Source organism: Roseovarius sp. THAF27, from assembly GCF_009363655.1.
Taxonomy (GTDB): Bacteria; Pseudomonadota; Alphaproteobacteria; order Rhodobacterales; family Rhodobacteraceae; genus Roseovarius.
Window position 1 is genome coordinate 4,178,292 of sequence record NZ_CP045393.1, and the last position, 16,824, is coordinate 4,195,115.

Consider the following 16,824-nt stretch of genomic DNA (forward strand, 5'->3'; position numbering starts at 1 on the left):
CGGAGTTGTTTGCGCTCCCTTGCGGTGTTACCTGCCACAAGGGCTTGGCGCAACGGGCGTGAAATGACGGACAACCTGACGATCCTCGGGCTGGAGAGCAGCTGCGACGACACCGCGGCGGCGGTCGTGCGGATGCGCGAGCACGGTGCGGAGATCCTGTCGTCGGTCGTTCTGGGGCAGGACGACCTGCACGGCTCCTTTGGCGGCATCGTCCCGGAAATCGCCGCACGCGCACATGCCGAAAAGCTGGATATCGCGGTCAATGAGGCTCTGAACCACGCTGAAACGTCCTTGGATCGCATTCAGCTCGTGGCCGCGACGGCGGGGCCGGGGCTGATCGGGGGCGTGCTGTCAGGCGTGATGACGGGCAAGGCCATCGCCGCCGCGCGGGGTCTGCCGCTCGTGGGCGTCAACCACCTTGCGGGGCACGCTTTGACGCCAAGGCTGACGGATGGTCTGGCATATCCTTACGTGATGCTTCTGGTTTCGGGTGGTCATTGTCAGTTTCTGCTGGTCGAGGGAAGCGACCGTTTCACGCGGCTGGGCGGCACCATCGACGACGCACCTGGAGAGGCGTTCGACAAGTCCGCGCGCTTGCTGGGCTTGCCCCAGCCCGGCGGCCCGAAGATCGAGCGCGAGGCCCGGGCGGGCGATGCGGAGCGGTTCCGTTTCCCGCGGCCCCTGCTGGACAGGCCAGGCTGCGACATGTCGTTTTCCGGGTTGAAAACCGCGCTGCTGCGCGCCCGGGACGAGGTGATCGCCGAGAAGGGCGGGCTGACACGGCGGGACCGGGCCGATCTTTGCGCCGGGTTCCAGGGTGCGGTCGCAGACGTGCTGCAGGAAAAGACGCGGCGTGCCCTGACCGAGGCCGGCAGAATCCTGTCCGCGCCGCCGGCGCTGGCCGTTGCCGGTGGCGTGGCCGCGAACCAGTTCGTTCGCAGTGGGTTAGAGACTGTTTCAAGCGAATTCGGCGTGGCTTTCGTTGCACCCCCGCTGGCGCTCTGCACGGATAACGCGGCGATGATCGCCTATGCCGGCGGGGAACTCTTCCGCGCGGGGCGGATTGACGACATGACCCTGGCCGCGCGTCCGCGCTGGCCCTTGGACCAACGCAGCCCGTCCCTTCTGGGCGGGGGAAAGAAAGGGGCGAAGGCATGATCGCGGTGATCGGCGCCGGTGCATTCGGAACAGCGCTGGCCGTTTCCCTGGCCCGAAACGGCCCGATGACCCTGTGGGCGCGCGATGCCGAGCAGGTGCGCGAAATCCACGCGTCGAGGCAGAATGCGCGACGTCTGCCCGGCGTCGACCTGCCGGGCAATATCGCGGTTTCAGCCGATATAGAGACTATATTGCAGGCCGAAATCGTGCTGCTGTCCGTTCCGGCGCAAAAGCTGAGACGCTTTCTGGAGACTTGCGGCGAAACCCTGGCGGGCAAACACGTGGTCGCCTGTTGCAAGGGGATGGAGCGCGGCACCGGGTTGAGGCCGACGCAGATCGTCGCCGAGCATGTGCCCGACGCCATTCCCGCCACCTTGACCGGCCCGTCCTTTGCCCATGATATCGCCCGCGGCCTGCCGACCGCGCTGACCCTGGCATGCGCAGATGAAAGCGCCGGCGAACGCCTGCAGATGCGACTGACGACGCCGAACATCAGGCTCTATCGCACCACGGATGTCATCGGCGCAGAGCTTGGTGGCGCGCTGAAGAATGTCATCGCCATCGCGTGCGGCGTGGCAATCGGTGCCGGGCTGGGGGAGAGTGCGCGGGCGGCGCTGATGACGCGCGGTTTCGCCGAGCTTGTGAAGGTGGCGGAAAAATATGGCGCAAAGGCCGAGACCCTGGCCGGGCTTTCGGGATTTGGCGATCTGGTGCTGACCTGCACGTCAGAGCAGTCGCGCAATTATCGCTTTGGTCAAAGCATCGGCGCGGGCGATGCGTTTGACAGCGGTGTGACGGTCGAGGGCGCGGCGACGGCCCAGGCGCTGGCGGAGATGGCGCAGGAGACCGGCCTGGACCTGCCGATCACCCGCGTCGTGACCGGGCTGGTCAGTGGTGAATTGAACGTGCGCGACGCGGTCGATATGCTGTTGCAACGTCCATTGAAGGAAGAATGAATGCTGATCGCCCTGATTGCCCGGGACAAGCCCGGCGCCCTGCAAACCCGTCTCGACAACCGTGACAAGCACGTGGCCTATCTGAAGGACAGCGGCATCGTCAGCCAGGCCGGCCCGCTCCTGGATGCCGAGGGGGGCATGATCGGGTCGCTGGTGATTCTGGAGGTGGAAGACATGGCCGCCGCCGAGGCATGGGCGGCGAAAGATCCCTACAAGGCGGCCGACCTTTTTCAGAGTGTCGAGCTGATTCCCTGGAACAAGGTGATCTGAGCCATGCGCTATTGGCTGTTCAAATCCGAGCCGTCGACCTGGAGCTGGGACCAGCAGGTGGCGAAGGCCGATGCCGGCGAGGAATGGGACGGCGTGCGCAACTATCAGGCGCGCAATTTCATGCGTGACATGGCCGTGGGTGACCGCGGGTTCTTCTATCACAGTCAAACGGAAAAGGCGGTGGTCGGCACGGTCGAAGTCATCGCCGAAGCGCATCCCGACAGCACGACCGAGGATGACCGCTGGGAGTGCGTGGACATCAAGGCGCTGGAGGCCGCGAAGACGCCGGTCACCCTGGACATGGTCAAGGACGACCCGCGCTTGTCCGACATGGTGTTGGTGCGCAACTCTCGCCTGTCGGTGCAACCCGTGACCGAGGACGAATGGACCATCATTTGCGGGATGGCGGGCCTGACGCCCTAGGATGCAGACCTCTCGCAGGTTCGCATGGAAAAATCGTACGGAGGGTATCGCGCGTATCTGCCGATACCCTCCGTTGCCCCACGTGCTCCCTACGCACCACACGTGTCACTGGAATTGGTTTCGGCCATACTGGCGCGATCTATCCCTTGATACCATTTCCGCGAGGGAATCTCAAAAGCCAAGTGCAGGGCATTTGCTTCAAATGCTCTGGTCTCCCCGCGGGGATCCGCCGCCGCGTAACGCGGAAAAATTGATCTGTTAACAATCGAGTAAGCCGCGGTCTGCTAACGATTGTTTCGGGTGAGTAAATAGGTGGTGAGATGAGTGCGTCTGGTGACAACGCCGCGCCGGTCATCATCAAACGGAAAAAGGTCACGGGCGGTGACGGGCACCATGGCGGTGCCTGGAAGGTCGCGATAGCATATTCCTTTACTTGCGGCGCTTTGCGCCGGTCCAATTGCACCGCTGTCACGCGGTTGCCTCGAAAGTCGTTCTGACGTGTGCGATGCATCTGATTGGCATCGCGCCATCCGTTTCCGGACGCAGGCCGAGAAATGCCGTTGAACTGCTAAGAGACCCTTAACACCGGCCGCTCGCTTGATGGGCATTTGAGACAAATGACTGCCAAACGGCTTCGAGCCTCACGCCCGCTTCTCCAGTTGGCGGGCGACTCGTGCGTCGATGGTCTTCTTCTGTCCGTCCTCGCCGTAGGTTTCGAGGGTCCGGCGCACCTTTCTCACCGCGGCGAGTCGCGCCGACGCGCGCCGGATGCCTTGCAGCGCGCCGTCAAGCAATGTCTGGTTGCGCGTGAGCTTGTCCTGGATCTCGGACATCGGGGCGGCATGGGACGCATCGAGATCGCTCAGCGCGTCGATCAGGCATTCCTTTTTCCTGATGATGCCCGACATTTCCTGAAGGTTGCCGTCCAGGACGGCTTGGCGCTCGAAATCGAGCAGCCGGTCCAGTTCATCGATCAGGGTTTGGGCGGAAGTCTCACTCACCTTGTCTCTCCATGATTGACCTCAGAAAATGTTCGGACAGACCAATGCCCCCTGCTTGCGCAATCCTGTCGGCAAGGGCCTGCCGGTGGAACGAGGCGAACTGGTCCTCGCCCGCGCCGCCGGAAAACGAACTGGCCTGCTCACCAAGGCCGGCGGCCTTGAGCATCTCCGCGAGGAAAGTCGCCTCGAGCTTCTGGGCGGCCTGCATCGCGGCGGCGTGACGACGCGCGTCCGCCGGTGTCGCAGGCTGCGTTGTTTGTGGGTCGAGTTTCGGCCCGATGGGTAAAAAAACCGTCACCAGAATTCCTCCAATGCAGTGAACTCTCCGCCATTTGACATCAAAGCGGTAAAGAACTGGTAATTCCGATCTGCGAAGTTTTCCGGGCTGAGGAAGAAATCCCGGAGCTATTCGATGTTTCACTTACCGACCGGCGACGCCACGACCGCCCATTCCCGCGCTGGCCCTCCCAGGCAGGGGAACGATCCGATTCAGGCGGGCAACACGTCCGGAGGGGCCGACCGGCGCAGTTTTGCGACCGTTTTCACGGACATGCGCGCCCGCGATCAGGCGGGTGCGGTAAACGATACCGCAGGGTCCGTCGTGCCTGCGCACCCTGACACGAAAGACGATGCGGCAGCGCAAGATCAAGAAGTGTCGGAAGTGTCGGTTGATGATCCGGCTACTAATCGCGGCAAGGATTCGTCGCTCTTTCCGCCCGCCTTTGCGGAAGCGGCCGGCAGTCCTGACGACCTTCCCGCCGATCTACCTGCGGCGACTGAACAAGGCACGGGGCGCGGCGGACCGCCGAACGAGGATCCGGCCACCTCCGGTCCTCATGCAGGCTTTGCAACAGGTCGTCCCGACACCCCCGTTGCAGAACGCCCAGACGCACAGGCATCCGCAGAAGCCGCGCACCTATCGCGGCAAGACGGGGCCGCATCGTCGCATGCGGCTGGCCCCGACGCGGCTCGCGACCCGGCAACCGTCTTTGGCGGACCGGGCGGACAAGCGGATCAGGCGGAGGATTCATCCGAGGACGTCGGGCCGGCCCGCATAGTGCCCGGCGCGATTGCGGGTGATCGTCCCGCGTCCTCGAACGCTGAACTGCTTGCAAAGATGCCGTCACCAGCAATGCGGCGACAGGGCGCGGAGCGTGCGGCCTTGGAAATGGGGCAGGCGGCTTCCAGCAGCGTCGACCCTGACATAACCGCGTCCATCGCGAACAATGCCAAGGTGTCCTTGTCGAAGGTGGCAGAGGATGGCCCGGGCGTGCCGTCACTGACACCGGGTGAGCCGCCTCAATCGTCCGTGAACACAGCGGCCTCTCGCGTCGACCTGGCGGATGGCCCGGTCACCGTTGCCCGGGCCGCCGAAGGTGGACCCGCGCCAAACGCGGCCCGTCCGACATTGGACACGCAGGCGGCCAACGCCTCAAATGATGCAGCGCCGCGACTCGCGCGAGCCGGCAGCTTGGACGTCCCTGCCGGCCAAACGCGCCCGAACCCTTCAAATGACACCCAAGCCGAGCCTGCGGCGACGGTGCGCGACACCGGGGGTGAAACCCGCGATGCGGGGTCTGCAAACCGCCCGTATTCACGCGGCGAGCAACCCGCGCCGTTCCATCCGGGCCCTCAGAGTCGGCCGGAGCAGGGTCTGACACGGGCCAAGGCGCCAGCGCGCGCCCCGGCGGGAACAATCGATCGCATTGCGCCCGCGGCGATGGTTCGACCCGAACAGGCCTTGGAGAATGTAGCGCGGCCGACGCCAGGAACAGTCGAGCCCGCAGAAAAGCTGGAGCGGGCCCCGTCCGCGCCGTCTCCGTCGGTCGTGGCCGCTCCTGCGGCCCCCGTCGCACCCACCCCCCCGGTTTTTGCAGCTCGCAACCCGGTTCTGCCCGCAGAGGAGCGCGTCGGCGACACGCTGGATGAAACGGGCCGCACCAGCCCAAGCTCCGCCCACACGAGCCAGGTCGAGACCAGCGCGCCCTTGCGCCAAAGCTCCCTTGCGGCGGCGACGCGCGGTCCTGACCTGCCGCGCCACGTGATCGAACAGCTGACCACGGGGTTCCGCGGCGCGGGCGACAAATCCGCCGAGATTCACCTGAATCCGGCCGAACTTGGGCGCGTGCGGATCAGCCTTCAGACCGGCGATGCCGGGGTTCTTGTCAGCGTGATGGCCGACCGCCCCGAAACACTCGACCTCCTGCGCCGGCATGCAGACATGCTTGCGCAGGATTTTCGCGATATCGGCTACGGCGCGGCCCAGTTCTCGTTCGGCCAAAGCGGACATCCGCGCTCCGGTCAGGGCCGTGGGCCCGAGGGCGATGCCATCGGGCCGGTGGACGCGGCGCTGACCGAAGATCAGGCACCGGCCACGCACCCGCAGGTCGGGCACGCATCCATTGCGCTCGATCGCGTCGATATTCGGCTTTGACCCTCTGAAAGGACAAAATGATGGACGTTGCTCCCACCACCTCTGCGACCGGCGCGGCTGCGGCACAGGCGTCGCGCTCCGCTTCGACCGTTCTCAGTTCCGACTTCGAGACCTTCATAAAAATGCTCACCGTCCAGATGGAGAACCAGGACCCGTTGAACCCGATGGAGTCGACCGAGTTCGCGACACAGCTGGCGACATTCTCGGGCGTTGAACAACAGGTCAAGAGCAACGACCTGCTTTCGGCGCTCAGTGCCCAGATGAGCCTCATGGGCGTGTCGCAACTGTCCGGCTGGATCGGCATGGAAGGGCGGGCGGTCGCGCCCGTGGTCTTCGAGGGCGCACCCGTGAGGTTGACGATTGCGGGCGACAGCCTCCAGCGCCTCGCCGTGTCCGGAGACCGAGAGGAAATCGCGTGGCTGGGCACGGACGCTTCGGGCACCGTGCTGGCGCCCGGCACCTATGACGTGACGGTCGAATCGTTCTCGGGTGCCGAGGTCGTCGCGTCGACGCCGGTCGAGGTGCACGGACGAATCATCGAGGCGCGCATCGACGCAGGCCAGACGGTCTTGGTCATGGAAAACGGCCAGGAGGTCGGTGCCGCGTCGCTGCTGGGCCTCCGTCTGCCGCGACCGGATCAATAAATTGGCGTATTGGTCACAGCGCCAAAATAATCCGCGAATTTGCCCGCTGGCGTACAGATAAGGTTTTAATTCCGACCCGGATATGAGATACAGGGCGTGAAATGTGGTGCTTCGGCATCGTGCAACCCTATCACTTGGAGACTGTCATGAAGAAACTTTCGACACTCATCGCTGCCTCTGCTGTTGTCGCAGCCTCGGTTGCGCCGGCCGCCGCTCAGGACGCACCCGCAACGAACGATCCGTTCGTGTCGACCCAGGCCCAGCAAGGCTCGCTGCTGTCAATCGGCGGCGTGACCTACGTTGTCGTCGGCGTTGTCGCCGCTGGCCTGATCGTCGCCCTCGCCGACTCGTCGTCCTCCACGACGAGCCTTGTGGCGAACTGATAAAACCGCATTTGCGGTACATTCCGATTTAAAGGCGGGCTTTCGGGCCCGCTTTTCTTTTGCTTTCCCATCTTTCGCTGACCCGGGCAGCACTCCGGCACGGCACTAAAGCGTTTCGCGATAAACCCGGATCACAGCTTACCCGCGAAACCCAGCACAACAGCCAATCGTTGCACGCGCTTCGCCATTCGCCGATGGTTCAGGGAAAAGGCGAAACGCTTTGGATCTCAGCGCAGATGGCTCAAGGTGAAGTATCCCAACCCCTCGCCCAGCCAGGTGCGCGACTTGACGATCCGGCCGTTCTGGCTGACCAGGTAATAATTGCTGAACGTTCCGTTGTCGGACTTGCAATAGACGTCGACCCGCGTTGCCTGCAGCCGCAGCGCGCCCGCGGCATAGTCCTGACGTGGGCCCGGCGTGAAGGCGCAATAGGCCAGCGTTTCCTCGATCTGGTTTTCGCCGTCCAGATGTCTGAGAATCTGGCTTTCGATCCCGTCCTGCCGGCGCGACAGCATGGTCAGCAGCCCTTTGATACTGGACGACATCAGGTCGGTGCCCAGCCCGCGGGTCGATGTGATGACCCCGCCGCGTGTCGACACGCTGCGGCGTTCGCTGGTGCCCCAGGCGGCCCAGGTGGAATGCGGGCCATTGGTCTCGATCACGCGCAGCACCGCGACGCTGCCCGTTCCCTCGATCTGCATGAGGGCAAGCGGACCGTCGGTCGATTGCAGGGCGCGGCCTATCTCGCGCTGGACGATGCTGTCGTTGACCTTGGGCCTGGCGCCAGGTTGGGCGCGGCGGGAGTCTATCAAGGATTTGCCGACGGACAGGATCGATGATTCCTGGCGCGTGTTGGTGCACGCCGTCAGGCCAAGCACCGCGATCAGACCGGCGGCGAGCAGATGCTTCGATATACGCGTCATCTCCAGTATTTCCCCCAGCTCTTTGCGACTTCGGGGCGATGCGATCCGCGAATGGTCTCGTAAAGCCGCCCGTCCACTTCAAGCCGCTGACCGCCGTCCCGGGTCAGGGGGCGGATGACGCCGCTGGCCTTTTGCTTGGTGGGCTGGCCCAGCAGCCACGAAAGCGGAACGGTAAAGCGGATTCCCTTGTCGAACGACCCTTCGCCGAATTGCGAAGACGACACGTCAGTGAACGTGGCAAACGCGCCGATCTTCCAGCCGTTGGCGAACTCGCGGTCGAGCGTGATCGTGCTCCCCCAGTCGCCGGCCAGGTAGCGCCCGGCGTCCAGCTGGCCGTGAAAGCCGTTGCCGAAATCGTAATAGGCCGAGACATGGCCATTGAACTCGGGGATGGTGCCGCCCGGCGTGACCCGCGACCGAAGTCCGAACTGCTGATCGAAATCGCGCGGATGGGTGTAGTTCAGCTCCGCCCCGAGCGCCAACCGGCTGTTCACCGGCTTCCACAGAACCTCGCCCGAAACACCGGCATACATGCGTTCCAGATAGCCGGCGGTGACACGGCTGTAGAAATCCGGCGCAAGCCGGCCGTACTTGGCGACTGTCAGGTGCTCCAGGAACGGTTCGTCCGTCTGGTTGTAAAGCGCCGTGTCGGACCGCACCCGCGGCAACTGGGAGTTGTTGGGTTGCGCCGCCTCGTCCAGGTTGCCGACCACCTTCTGACCGACAGACCCCGACAGGACCCACCCGGACCCCAGGTGATACTTGCCCTTCGCCCGCACGCCAAGATCGACGCGCAGCGGATCGTTCGGATCGAACAGAGAGGTTCGAAGATACGGAGCGATTGACCATTCGAAGCGCGGATAGACCTCGGGGAACGGGTCGGGATAGTCGCCGAAGCGCAGCGTATCGCTGAACTGCGCGGCGGCGAGCGCCTCGCGCGCCGGCCTGTGTTCCAGCCGTTCCAGGTCGGTGCGGCTGAAGCTCATCGTGCTGGCCGGGATGCCGTTCTCAATCAGCGTCACATGCAGCATTTCGACAGAAGCCGGCAATTCGCGGCTCATGACGCGCAATGTCCGGCCCAGCGCCTGCGACGTGGCATCGTATTTCTCGTTGCGGATGCGGACATGTGCGCTGCGAGCGTTCAGCGTCACGCCCTCGAGGTCCAGTTCGGATTGCTGAAGGCTGTTCTCCAGCGACGCGGTGATCGCCTTCTCGCGGCCCGGTTGGGTGGTCCAGCCAAGGTCTTCGGCGCTGCGCGGCCCACGGACGGCGACCGGCAGGGGCGCCAGCTCGGTGCCGCCCTTGACCGACGGAGTCTTGGGATTGAGGCTGAAGGTCAGCGCGGCGCCGAACTCTTCGCCATGCAGGGCAAACGCCCGCAAGGCCGTGCCATCGTTGATCTGATAGGACAGCGCAAAGTTCCAGGGGGTCGACCGTTTCAGAACCCCTGCCGCTTGCGCGGTGTCGTAATTGTCCGAGGAATACTCAGCGCTCAGCAACAGTTTGTCCGTCGCCTGATAGCTGACACCGCCGAAGAACGCGTAGTCGCCCTGGAACCAGTCGTCGACGTTGAACTGGCCACCCGTGCCGGCCTGGGCAAAACTGAATGGTGCCCGCGAGCCGATGCTGCCGTCACTTGCGTAGCTGCCAAGCCGCCCGAACCCGAGGCCGCCGGTCACGCGCAGGCGGTCCCCGATCGACTTGGTGGCGACGACATACTCGCTGGAAAGCAGCCCGGTGCCGACGAAGTCGCGCAGGCCGACCGAGACGGCGGGTGTCCAATCCGTCTCGTCGAACACGCGAAACCGCAGGTCGAAGCTGCGGTCGTAATAGGTCGAAAAGGTCGGCGAGATGCCTTCCGTCCCCGCGTAGCGAAAGCTGCCTGTCAGGCGGTCGGTGATCTGAAAGCTCAGGGTCGCGCGGTAAAACCCGTCGAAATACGTGACGTTGGTCGACAACTGACCGTCCGGCGCGGATTCGGCGGTCGGCATGTCGATCAGGCCGCCGGGCACGCCGTAATTGTTGGTCGTCAGCGTTTTCAGATTGTCGGCCAGCGCGAGGCCGGGGAGGCCAAGCAATCCGAGCGTGATCAGAACGCGTGTCGATGTACGGATCACTGCGCGTTTCCTTCCTTTGACGTCCCCTGCAGGATAGCGAGGCAACCTTGATTCCGACACCCTTGGCGGTGGATTGCAACTTGATACACGGGCGGAGTCACATCAAAGCCACGTCTCAGAAAAGGGTCGTCGCCAGCAGCGTCGCCATCGTGCCGAACGCGACGCCGAGCCCCAGCCATAGCACGGATTTCCAGCGCAGGCCCTGCCTTGGTTCCGGCGCAGGCCTGGATTGGCGGATCAACGCGCTTTCCACGATCTGCGGCAGGCGCGGGCCATAGCGCGACACGACCATCAGCGTGCGGCGCAAGTCGCGCACGGCGGCGCCGGGTCCGATGTTCTTGCGGATGTAATCCTCGACCACGGGCTTGGCGACCTGCCAGATGTTGGTCTGCGGGTTCAGGCTGCGGGCGACGCCCTCGACCACCACCATCGTGCGTTGCAGCAGGATCAGCTCGGTCCGGGTTTCCATCCCGAATCTCTCTGTCACTTCAAAGAGATAGCTTAGCAGCCCCCCCATCGAGATTTTCGAGGCATCCATGCCGAAGATCGGCTCGCCCACGGCGCGGAGCGCCCGCGCGAATTCATCGACGTCGCGGTCGGCGGGCACGTATCCGGCTTCGAAATGCACTTCGGCGACCCGGCGGTAGTCACGCTTGATGAACCCGTACAGGATCTCGGCATAGACCCGGCGCGTGTACTCGTCGATATGTCCCATGATGCCGAAATCATAGGCGATGATATCTCCGTTCGGCGCGACCTTCAGGTTGCCCTGGTGCATGTCGGCGTGAAAGAACCCGTCGCGCAGCGCATGTTTCAGGAAAAGCTGCAGCACCCGTTCGCCCAGTTCCGCGCGGTCGTGACCGGCGGCATCAATGGCGGCGTTGTCGCCCATCGGCGCGCCGTCGGCCCATTCCATCACCATCACCCGCCGCCCGGACATATCCCAGTTGACGGCCGGCAGGCTGAAACCTTCATCCTCGGCGGTGTTGGCGGTGAATTCGCTGGCCGAGGCCGCTTCGAGCCGAAGGTCGAGCTCTCCGTTAACCACGCCTTCGAAATGGGCGATCACATCGCGGGGTTTCAGTCGGCGGGCGGACGGGGACAGCACCTCAATCATGCGCGCCGCGAAATAGAACGCGTCGATATCCCTGCGAAAGGCCCGCTCGATCCCCGGGCGCAGCACCTTGACCGCCACGTCCTGGCCGGTATCGCGCAGCCGCGCCTTGTGGACCTGCGCAATCGACGCGGCGGCAATCGGTGCGCTGAACTCGGAGAATATCGCGTCGACAGGTTGCCCCAGCGAACTGGCCACGCTGGCCTTGGCGACGCTGGCGTCGAAGGGCGGCAGCTTGTCCTGCAACACCCGCAGTTCCTGCGCCAGGGCATCGCCGACGATATCGGGCCGGGTCGAAAAGACCTGCCCGAACTTGATATAGGCCGGGCCCAGCGCGGTCAGCGCGCGCAGGGCGGGCGGCATGCTGGTGTCGCCCTTGTAGCCCAGCCATTGAAACGGCCAGGCCAGGAACCGCATGGTCCCGCGCACCAAGGGCGGTGCATCCATCGCATCCATGATCAGGCCCATGGCGCCGGTGCGCTCCAGCGTGGCGCCCGTGCGGATCAGGCGCAGGATATTGTGCGGCCCGCGCATGGCTCAGATCTTCCAGCCGGAATGCAGACAGGCGATTCCCATGCTGAGATTGCGGTACTTGGCCTGCTCGAACCCGGCGTCGCGCACCATGCCCAGGAAAGTCTCCTGGTCCGGGAACTTGCGGATCGATTCTACCAGGTACTGATAGCTGTCGCGGTCCCCGGCGATGGCCCGCCCCATCTGCGGAATGATGTTGAAGGAGTAGAGGTCATAGACCTTCTGCATCAGGTCATTGGGGATCTGGCTGAACTCCGTCACCATCAATCGCCCGCCGGGTTTCAGCACGCGAAAGGCCTCGTTCAGGGCCTCCTGCGGGCGGGTGACGTTCCGAATGCCGAAGCTGATTGTGTAAACGTCGAAACTGTTGTCGGCAAAGGGCAGCGCCATCGCGTCGCCCACCACCCAGTCCAGGTTCGCGGCCATCTGCTCCGCCTCGGCGCGCTTGCGGCCCTCGACCAGCATCGGCTCGGTCAGGTCCAGCACGGTGGCATGGCCCGAACCGGCGCGTTTGAGAAACCGAAAGGCGATGTCGCCGGTGCCGCCCGCCACGTCCAGCAGGCGCTGCCCCGCACGCGGCGCCAGCCAGTCCATCATCGCGTCCTTCCAGATGCGGTGGATGCCAAAGGACATGGCGTCGTTCATCACGTCGTATTTCGACGCGACCGACCCGAACACACCGCGCACGCGGCCCGCCTTTTCCTCCTCGGGGATGTCCTCGTATCCGAAATGCGTTGTTTTCCCGGTCATTTATCCCCGCGGCCTTGCCGTTTGATCCTCGAGTCCTTCTTATAGGTCGCCGGGGGCGGGTTACAATGCGCCCGTTTGGTCGCAGAGGGGACGGAATGCCGGAATTGCCAGAGGTCGAGACAGTGCGCCGCGGGCTGGAACCCGCGATGACCGGCGCGGTGATCGCCACCGCGCGCGTCAACCGCCCCGATCTGCGCTGGCCTTTCCCGCCGGGCATGGCCGAGCGTCTGGCTGGCCAGCGCGTCCTGACCCTGCGGCGGCGGTCGAAATACATCCTTGCCGACCTGTCCTCGGGCGAGACGCTGCTGATCCACCTCGGCATGTCCGGCCGCATCCTGATCTCGGGCGATCCCTTGGGGCAGTTCGTGCACGACCATCCCGCGGTGGAAAAGCACGACCACGTGGTGCTCGACATGGCCAACGGTGCCCGCATCACCTTCAACGATCCGCGCCGCTTCGGCGCGATGGACCTGATGGCCACCGACACCGCGGAGGCGCATCCCCTGCTGGCCAAGCTGGGCCCCGAGCCCCTGGGCAACCAGTTCGACGAGCCCTACCTGGTCGCCGCGCTGGCGGGAAAGAACACGCCGGTCAAGTCGGCCCTCCTGGATCAGCGAATCGTCGCGGGGCTGGGCAATATCTACGTCTGCGAGGCGCTTTTCCGGGCCGGTATCTCGCCCCTGCGCCGCGCCGGTCGCGTCTCGGCCAGCCGGGTCGCGGCGCTGGTGCCGATCATCCGCGCCGTGCTGAACGACGCGATTCTCGCTGGCGGCTCCTCCTTGCGCGACTTCCGCCAAGCCGATGGAGAGCTTGGATATTTTCAGCACAGCTTCGACGTCTACGACCGCGAGAGCGCGCCGTGCCGTCGCGCCGGATGCACCGGAATTGTGCGCCGCGTCGTGCAATCGGGCCGTTCGAGCTTCTATTGTGCGACCTGTCAAAGATAACCTTGATCCGACTGTCTCAAATGGTAATGACTCAGACCTGACAGAAACAAGCGAAAGCAAATTTCATGGCCTATGAGACGATCATCGTCGAAGTAGAAGACCACGTCGCCAAGATTACCCTCAACCGCCCCGATGCCCTCAACGCCCTCAACGACCAGCTGCTGGGCGAGCTTGTCGATGCGTTGCAGGATGCCGAAGGCAACGACAAGGTGCGCTGCATCGTCATCACCGGCTCGGAAAAGGCTTTCGCGGCCGGGGCGGACATCAAGATGATGTCGGAAAAGTCCTTCGTGGACGTCTTCGCAGGCAACCTCTTCGGCCCCGAGGCGGACGCCATCGTGCGCATCCGCAAACCGATCATTGCCGCCGTTTCGGGCTATGCGCTGGGCGGCGGGTGCGAATTGGCCATGATGTGCGACTTCATCATCGCCGCGGACAACGCCAAGTTCGGCCAGCCCGAAATCAACCTCGGCGTCATGGCCGGGATGGGCGGCAGCCAGCGCCTGACGCGGTTCATCGGCAAATCCAAATCCATGGACATGAACCTGACGGGCCGTTTCATGGATGCCGAAGAGGCCGACCGCTCGGGCCTCGTCAGCCGCGTCGTTCCGGCCAAGAAGCTGATGGAGGAAACGATGGCGGCGGCAGGCAAGATCGCCGAGAAATCCATGATCACCGTCATGGCGGTCAAGGAAGCGGTCAACCGCTCCTACGAGGTGCCGCTGGCCGAGGGCCTGCTGTTCGAGCGCCGCGTCTTCCACTCGCTCTTCGCGACCGAGGACCAGAAGGAAGGCATGGCCGCCTTCGCCGAGAAACGCGAAGCCCAGTTCCGCGACAAGTAAGGCGCAGGGGCCTGTAGGCCCCCGCCCGTTTCAGATCACGTAATGTAGCGCATCGAACCGACTGCGCATCTCCTGAGTTCGCGGCGCGACTGCTTGTGGATCGCCGGTGAGGCCGGCGTGGATCAGCTCCGCTAGCGCCGGCGCGTCCTCTGCCGTGACGCCCCAGCGAACCAGCTCGGGCGTTCCGATGCGCAGACCGTTCATGTCGCCCGGTACCTCCGCGATGGGCAGGCCGATTCCGCAGGCCAGGAACCCGGCCTTGCGCAAGGTCTTCGAGGCCGCCTGTCCGCTCCCGAACTGCGCCGCCTCGACGGCGAACTGGTGCGAGGTGGTATATCCCTTGGGCGTCTCGAAGACCGGAATGCCCAGTACCGCCAACGCCTCTGCCAGCGCCTGAGACAGCTCGATCATCGCCTGTGCATAGGCCGTCCCGTGCTCGCGCCAGTCCAGCATCGACACCGCCAGGGCCGCCGACTTGGCGGCATCGAAATTGGCGGTCATGCCCGGAAAGGCGATGGCGTCCAGCCGTTCCGCCATCTCGGGCTCGTTGGTGACGATCACGCCGCCCGCCGGACCGCCGAGGCTCTTGTAGGTGCTCATCGTCATCAGATGCGCGCCTTCCGCCAGGGGGTTCTTCCACGCCCGCCCGGCAATGATCCCGCATTGGTGGGCGGCGTCGAACATGACCTTCGCGCCCACGCTGTCGGCAATGGCGCGCACCTCGGCCACGGGATGCTCGAACAGGTTCAACGAGCCGCCAACGGTGATCAGCTTTGGTTTCTCTTGCCGGACGATTTCCCGGAGCGCATCCAGGTCAATCGTGTACCCATCCGCGTTGACCGGCGCCGGTACGGTGCGCAGACCGAACAGGCCGGCACATCCATCGGCATGGTGCGTGACATGCCCGCCGATCGTGGCCGGGGGCGCGATGATCGTATCGCCCGGTTTGCAGATCGCCATGAACGCGTAAAGATTCGCCAGCGCCCCGGACGGCACGCGGATCTCGGCGAATTTCGCCTGAAAGACATCGGCGACCAGCTCGGCGGCGATGACCTCTATCTCCTCGATGGCCTCAAGGCCCATTTCGTACTTGTCGCCGGGATAGCCCAGCGATGGCCGCGATCCGATCCCCGAGGACAGCAGTGCTTCGGCGCGCGGATTCATCACGTTCGTGGCCGGGTTCAGGTTGAAACAGTCGCGCTCGTGGATCTTGCGGTTTTCCTCGGCCAGGGCCTCGATCCTTGTGGCAATCGCGGCACTGGTTTCCGAGCCCGTTCGGGTCGCGATGGTCTGAACCAGGGTCTCGCTTCGTGCGGGCACCCAGTTCCGGTGGGCAAGGGTCATCTTGGTTTCTCCGGTTGCGTCGGTCGGATCATGCCGGGCGCGCGAGGCGGGCGAAAGCGGTTTTCATCGATTCCCGCTTTGCTTTCGCGAAGTTTGCCGCTATACGCCTGCGCCATACATGCGCGTGCGGCCCGCTCTGGCCAGAATCATTCCGGCCCATTGGCCTGCCGGAACGGGTTGTCGTCGTGCACACTTGAAACGAAATGACAGACCCGAAAAGGTTCACACCATGGCCAACACTCTTCAATCCAAAAAACGTGCGCGCCAGAACGCGCGCCGTCTCAGCGTCAACAAGGCGCGCCGCTCGCGGATTCGCACATTCCTGCGCAAGGTCGAGGAAGCAATCGCGTCCGGCGACAAGGAAGCTGCACAAAACGCACTGCGTACCGCGCAGCCCGAACTGATGCGCGGCGTGTCCAAGGGAGTGTTTCATAAAAACACCGCTTCGCGGAAAATGTCGCGGCTTGCTTCGCGGATCAAATCGATCGGCTGAGCGACGACACTAAGCTATTGAAGGAAAAGGTGCCGAATCGTCCGGCACCTTTTTTTTATGGTTGAGAACGACTCGGGACCATTGATCTTTTTTCGCGGAAAGCTCGTGTCAAGCGCTAAGAACAGTTGCTGTTGCGCTGACTCAATTGCTAATTTCACCAGGCGATTCACGCTTGGGGGGACAGGAACCCGCACCGGATGACGCGACCGACTGCTCTGGTCGCGCCGGTGCAAACGACGGATGTCGGGGTACCGTATTGTCCAACGCAATTCGCGCGATCATTGCGGCGGCCGCCCTTGGCTTGTGGGGACGAGTTGGGACACGCCCTTGATTGCGCCCGGACAAATGCCATCAAGGCTTGTCGGCGGCACACCGTGCCGCCGGGCCGGCGATGCTTTGTCTGCTGCCGACCGAACTGCGATCGCAACTATTGAGGGGCGCGCCAGTCGAGGGCGCGTCGAGGCGAAACGAGTTGACCGCGGAACGGGGCAAAC

Annotated in this window: 17 protein-coding genes and 1 pseudogene; 11 read left to right on the forward strand and 7 right to left on the reverse strand. The window is 64.1% G+C overall.

The window, feature by feature from the left end; all coding sequences use genetic code 11:
• Nucleotides 1-63 precede the first annotated feature (63 nt).
• From tsaD to FIU89_RS22675, 5 genes and pseudogenes are all read left to right on the forward strand, one after another.
• On the forward strand, nucleotides 64-1,158 hold the full coding sequence (gene tsaD, locus FIU89_RS20690) for a tRNA (adenosine(37)-N6)-threonylcarbamoyltransferase complex transferase subunit TsaD (protein ID WP_152494331.1): 1,095 nt from the start codon (nucleotides 64-66) through the stop codon (nucleotides 1,156-1,158).
• A complete protein-coding gene (locus FIU89_RS20695) occupies nucleotides 1,155-2,114 on the forward strand; it encodes an NAD(P)H-dependent glycerol-3-phosphate dehydrogenase (protein ID WP_152494332.1) in 960 nt (319 codons plus the stop codon). The genes tsaD and FIU89_RS20695 overlap by 4 nt, the downstream gene beginning before the upstream one ends.
• A complete protein-coding gene (locus FIU89_RS20700; RefSeq protein WP_152494333.1) occupies nucleotides 2,115-2,384 on the forward strand; it encodes a YciI family protein in 270 nt (89 codons plus the stop codon).
• A gap of 3 nt (nucleotides 2,385-2,387) precedes the next feature.
• Nucleotides 2,388-2,807 carry an EVE domain-containing protein gene (locus FIU89_RS20705; RefSeq protein ID WP_152494334.1) on the forward strand — a complete coding sequence of 140 codons (420 nt, stop codon included), beginning with the start codon at nucleotides 2,388-2,390 and terminating at the stop codon, nucleotides 2,805-2,807.
• 320 nt (nucleotides 2,808-3,127) lie between these two features.
• A pseudogene (locus tag FIU89_RS22675) lies at nucleotides 3,128-3,229 on the forward strand (chemotaxis protein MotB); the annotation flags it as partial.
• A 219-nt stretch (nucleotides 3,230-3,448) separates the two neighbouring features.
• On the opposite strand, the gene FIU89_RS20715 reads toward FIU89_RS22675, so the two are convergent.
• Both FIU89_RS20715 and FIU89_RS20720 read right to left on the reverse strand, forming a co-directional pair.
• Nucleotides 3,449-3,808: a flagellar protein FlgN gene (locus FIU89_RS20715; RefSeq protein ID WP_152494335.1), complete on the reverse strand. Its 360-nt coding sequence runs from the start codon at nucleotides 3,806-3,808 to the stop codon at nucleotides 3,449-3,451.
• Nucleotides 3,801-4,016, reverse strand: coding sequence for a rod-binding protein (locus FIU89_RS20720; RefSeq protein ID WP_152494623.1), 216 nt, complete (start codon nucleotides 4,014-4,016; stop codon nucleotides 3,801-3,803). Before FIU89_RS20720 ends, FIU89_RS20715 begins: the two co-directional genes overlap by 8 nt.
• Before the next feature lie 204 nt (nucleotides 4,017-4,220).
• Here FIU89_RS20720 and FIU89_RS20725 point away from each other — a divergent pair, with 204 nt between their 5' ends.
• From FIU89_RS20725 to FIU89_RS20735, 3 genes are all read left to right on the forward strand, one after another.
• A complete protein-coding gene (locus tag FIU89_RS20725) occupies nucleotides 4,221-6,242 on the forward strand; it encodes a flagellar hook-length control protein FliK (RefSeq protein ID WP_152494336.1) in 2,022 nt (673 codons plus the stop codon).
• A gap of 20 nt (nucleotides 6,243-6,262) precedes the next feature.
• The gene (locus FIU89_RS20730) at nucleotides 6,263-6,886 is read left to right on the forward strand and encodes a flagellar hook capping FlgD N-terminal domain-containing protein (RefSeq protein ID WP_152494337.1); all 624 of its coding nucleotides are present in this window, start codon (nucleotides 6,263-6,265) and stop codon (nucleotides 6,884-6,886) included.
• Nucleotides 6,887-7,032: 146 nt separating this feature from the next.
• Nucleotides 7,033-7,269 (forward strand): hypothetical protein, encoded by a 237-nt coding sequence (locus FIU89_RS20735; RefSeq protein ID WP_152494338.1) that lies wholly within the window; start codon nucleotides 7,033-7,035, stop codon nucleotides 7,267-7,269.
• 227 nt (nucleotides 7,270-7,496) lie between these two features.
• On the opposite strand, the gene FIU89_RS20740 is transcribed toward FIU89_RS20735, so the two are convergent.
• The 4 genes from FIU89_RS20740 to ubiE form a co-directional block, all read right to left on the reverse strand.
• Nucleotides 7,497-8,192, reverse strand: coding sequence for a YjbF family lipoprotein (locus FIU89_RS20740; protein ID WP_152494339.1), 696 nt, complete (start codon nucleotides 8,190-8,192; stop codon nucleotides 7,497-7,499).
• A complete protein-coding gene (locus FIU89_RS20745) occupies nucleotides 8,189-10,309 on the reverse strand; it encodes a YjbH domain-containing protein (RefSeq protein ID WP_254701753.1) in 2,121 nt (706 codons plus the stop codon). Before FIU89_RS20745 ends, FIU89_RS20740 begins: the two co-directional genes overlap by 4 nt.
• A 115-nt stretch (nucleotides 10,310-10,424) precedes the next feature.
• A complete protein-coding gene (ubiB, locus tag FIU89_RS20750) occupies nucleotides 10,425-11,957 on the reverse strand; it encodes a 2-polyprenylphenol 6-hydroxylase (RefSeq protein WP_152494340.1) in 1,533 nt (510 codons plus the stop codon).
• Nucleotides 11,958-11,960: 3 nt separating this feature from the next.
• The gene (ubiE, locus tag FIU89_RS20755) at nucleotides 11,961-12,704 is read right to left on the reverse strand and encodes a bifunctional demethylmenaquinone methyltransferase/2-methoxy-6-polyprenyl-1,4-benzoquinol methylase UbiE (RefSeq protein WP_152494341.1); all 744 of its coding nucleotides are present in this window, start codon (nucleotides 12,702-12,704) and stop codon (nucleotides 11,961-11,963) included.
• A 95-nt stretch (nucleotides 12,705-12,799) separates the two neighbouring features.
• Here ubiE and mutM point away from each other — a divergent pair, with 95 nt between their 5' ends.
• The gene (gene mutM, locus FIU89_RS20760; RefSeq protein ID WP_152494342.1) at nucleotides 12,800-13,651 is read left to right on the forward strand and encodes a bifunctional DNA-formamidopyrimidine glycosylase/DNA-(apurinic or apyrimidinic site) lyase; all 852 of its coding nucleotides are present in this window, start codon (nucleotides 12,800-12,802) and stop codon (nucleotides 13,649-13,651) included.
• Nucleotides 13,652-13,716: 65 nt separating this feature from the next.
• Entirely contained in the window at nucleotides 13,717-14,493 is a 777-nt protein-coding gene (locus FIU89_RS20765; RefSeq protein WP_152494343.1) for an enoyl-CoA hydratase, read from the forward strand.
• A 30-nt stretch (nucleotides 14,494-14,523) separates the two neighbouring features.
• On the opposite strand, the gene FIU89_RS20770 is transcribed toward FIU89_RS20765, so the two are convergent.
• A complete protein-coding gene (locus tag FIU89_RS20770; protein ID WP_152494344.1) occupies nucleotides 14,524-15,837 on the reverse strand; it encodes a serine hydroxymethyltransferase in 1,314 nt (437 codons plus the stop codon).
• A gap of 229 nt (nucleotides 15,838-16,066) precedes the next feature.
• On the opposite strand from FIU89_RS20770, the gene rpsT reads away from it, so the two are divergent.
• Nucleotides 16,067-16,330, forward strand: coding sequence for a 30S ribosomal protein S20 (gene rpsT, locus FIU89_RS20775; protein ID WP_152494345.1), 264 nt, complete (start codon nucleotides 16,067-16,069; stop codon nucleotides 16,328-16,330).
• Nucleotides 16,331-16,824 lie beyond the last annotated feature (494 nt).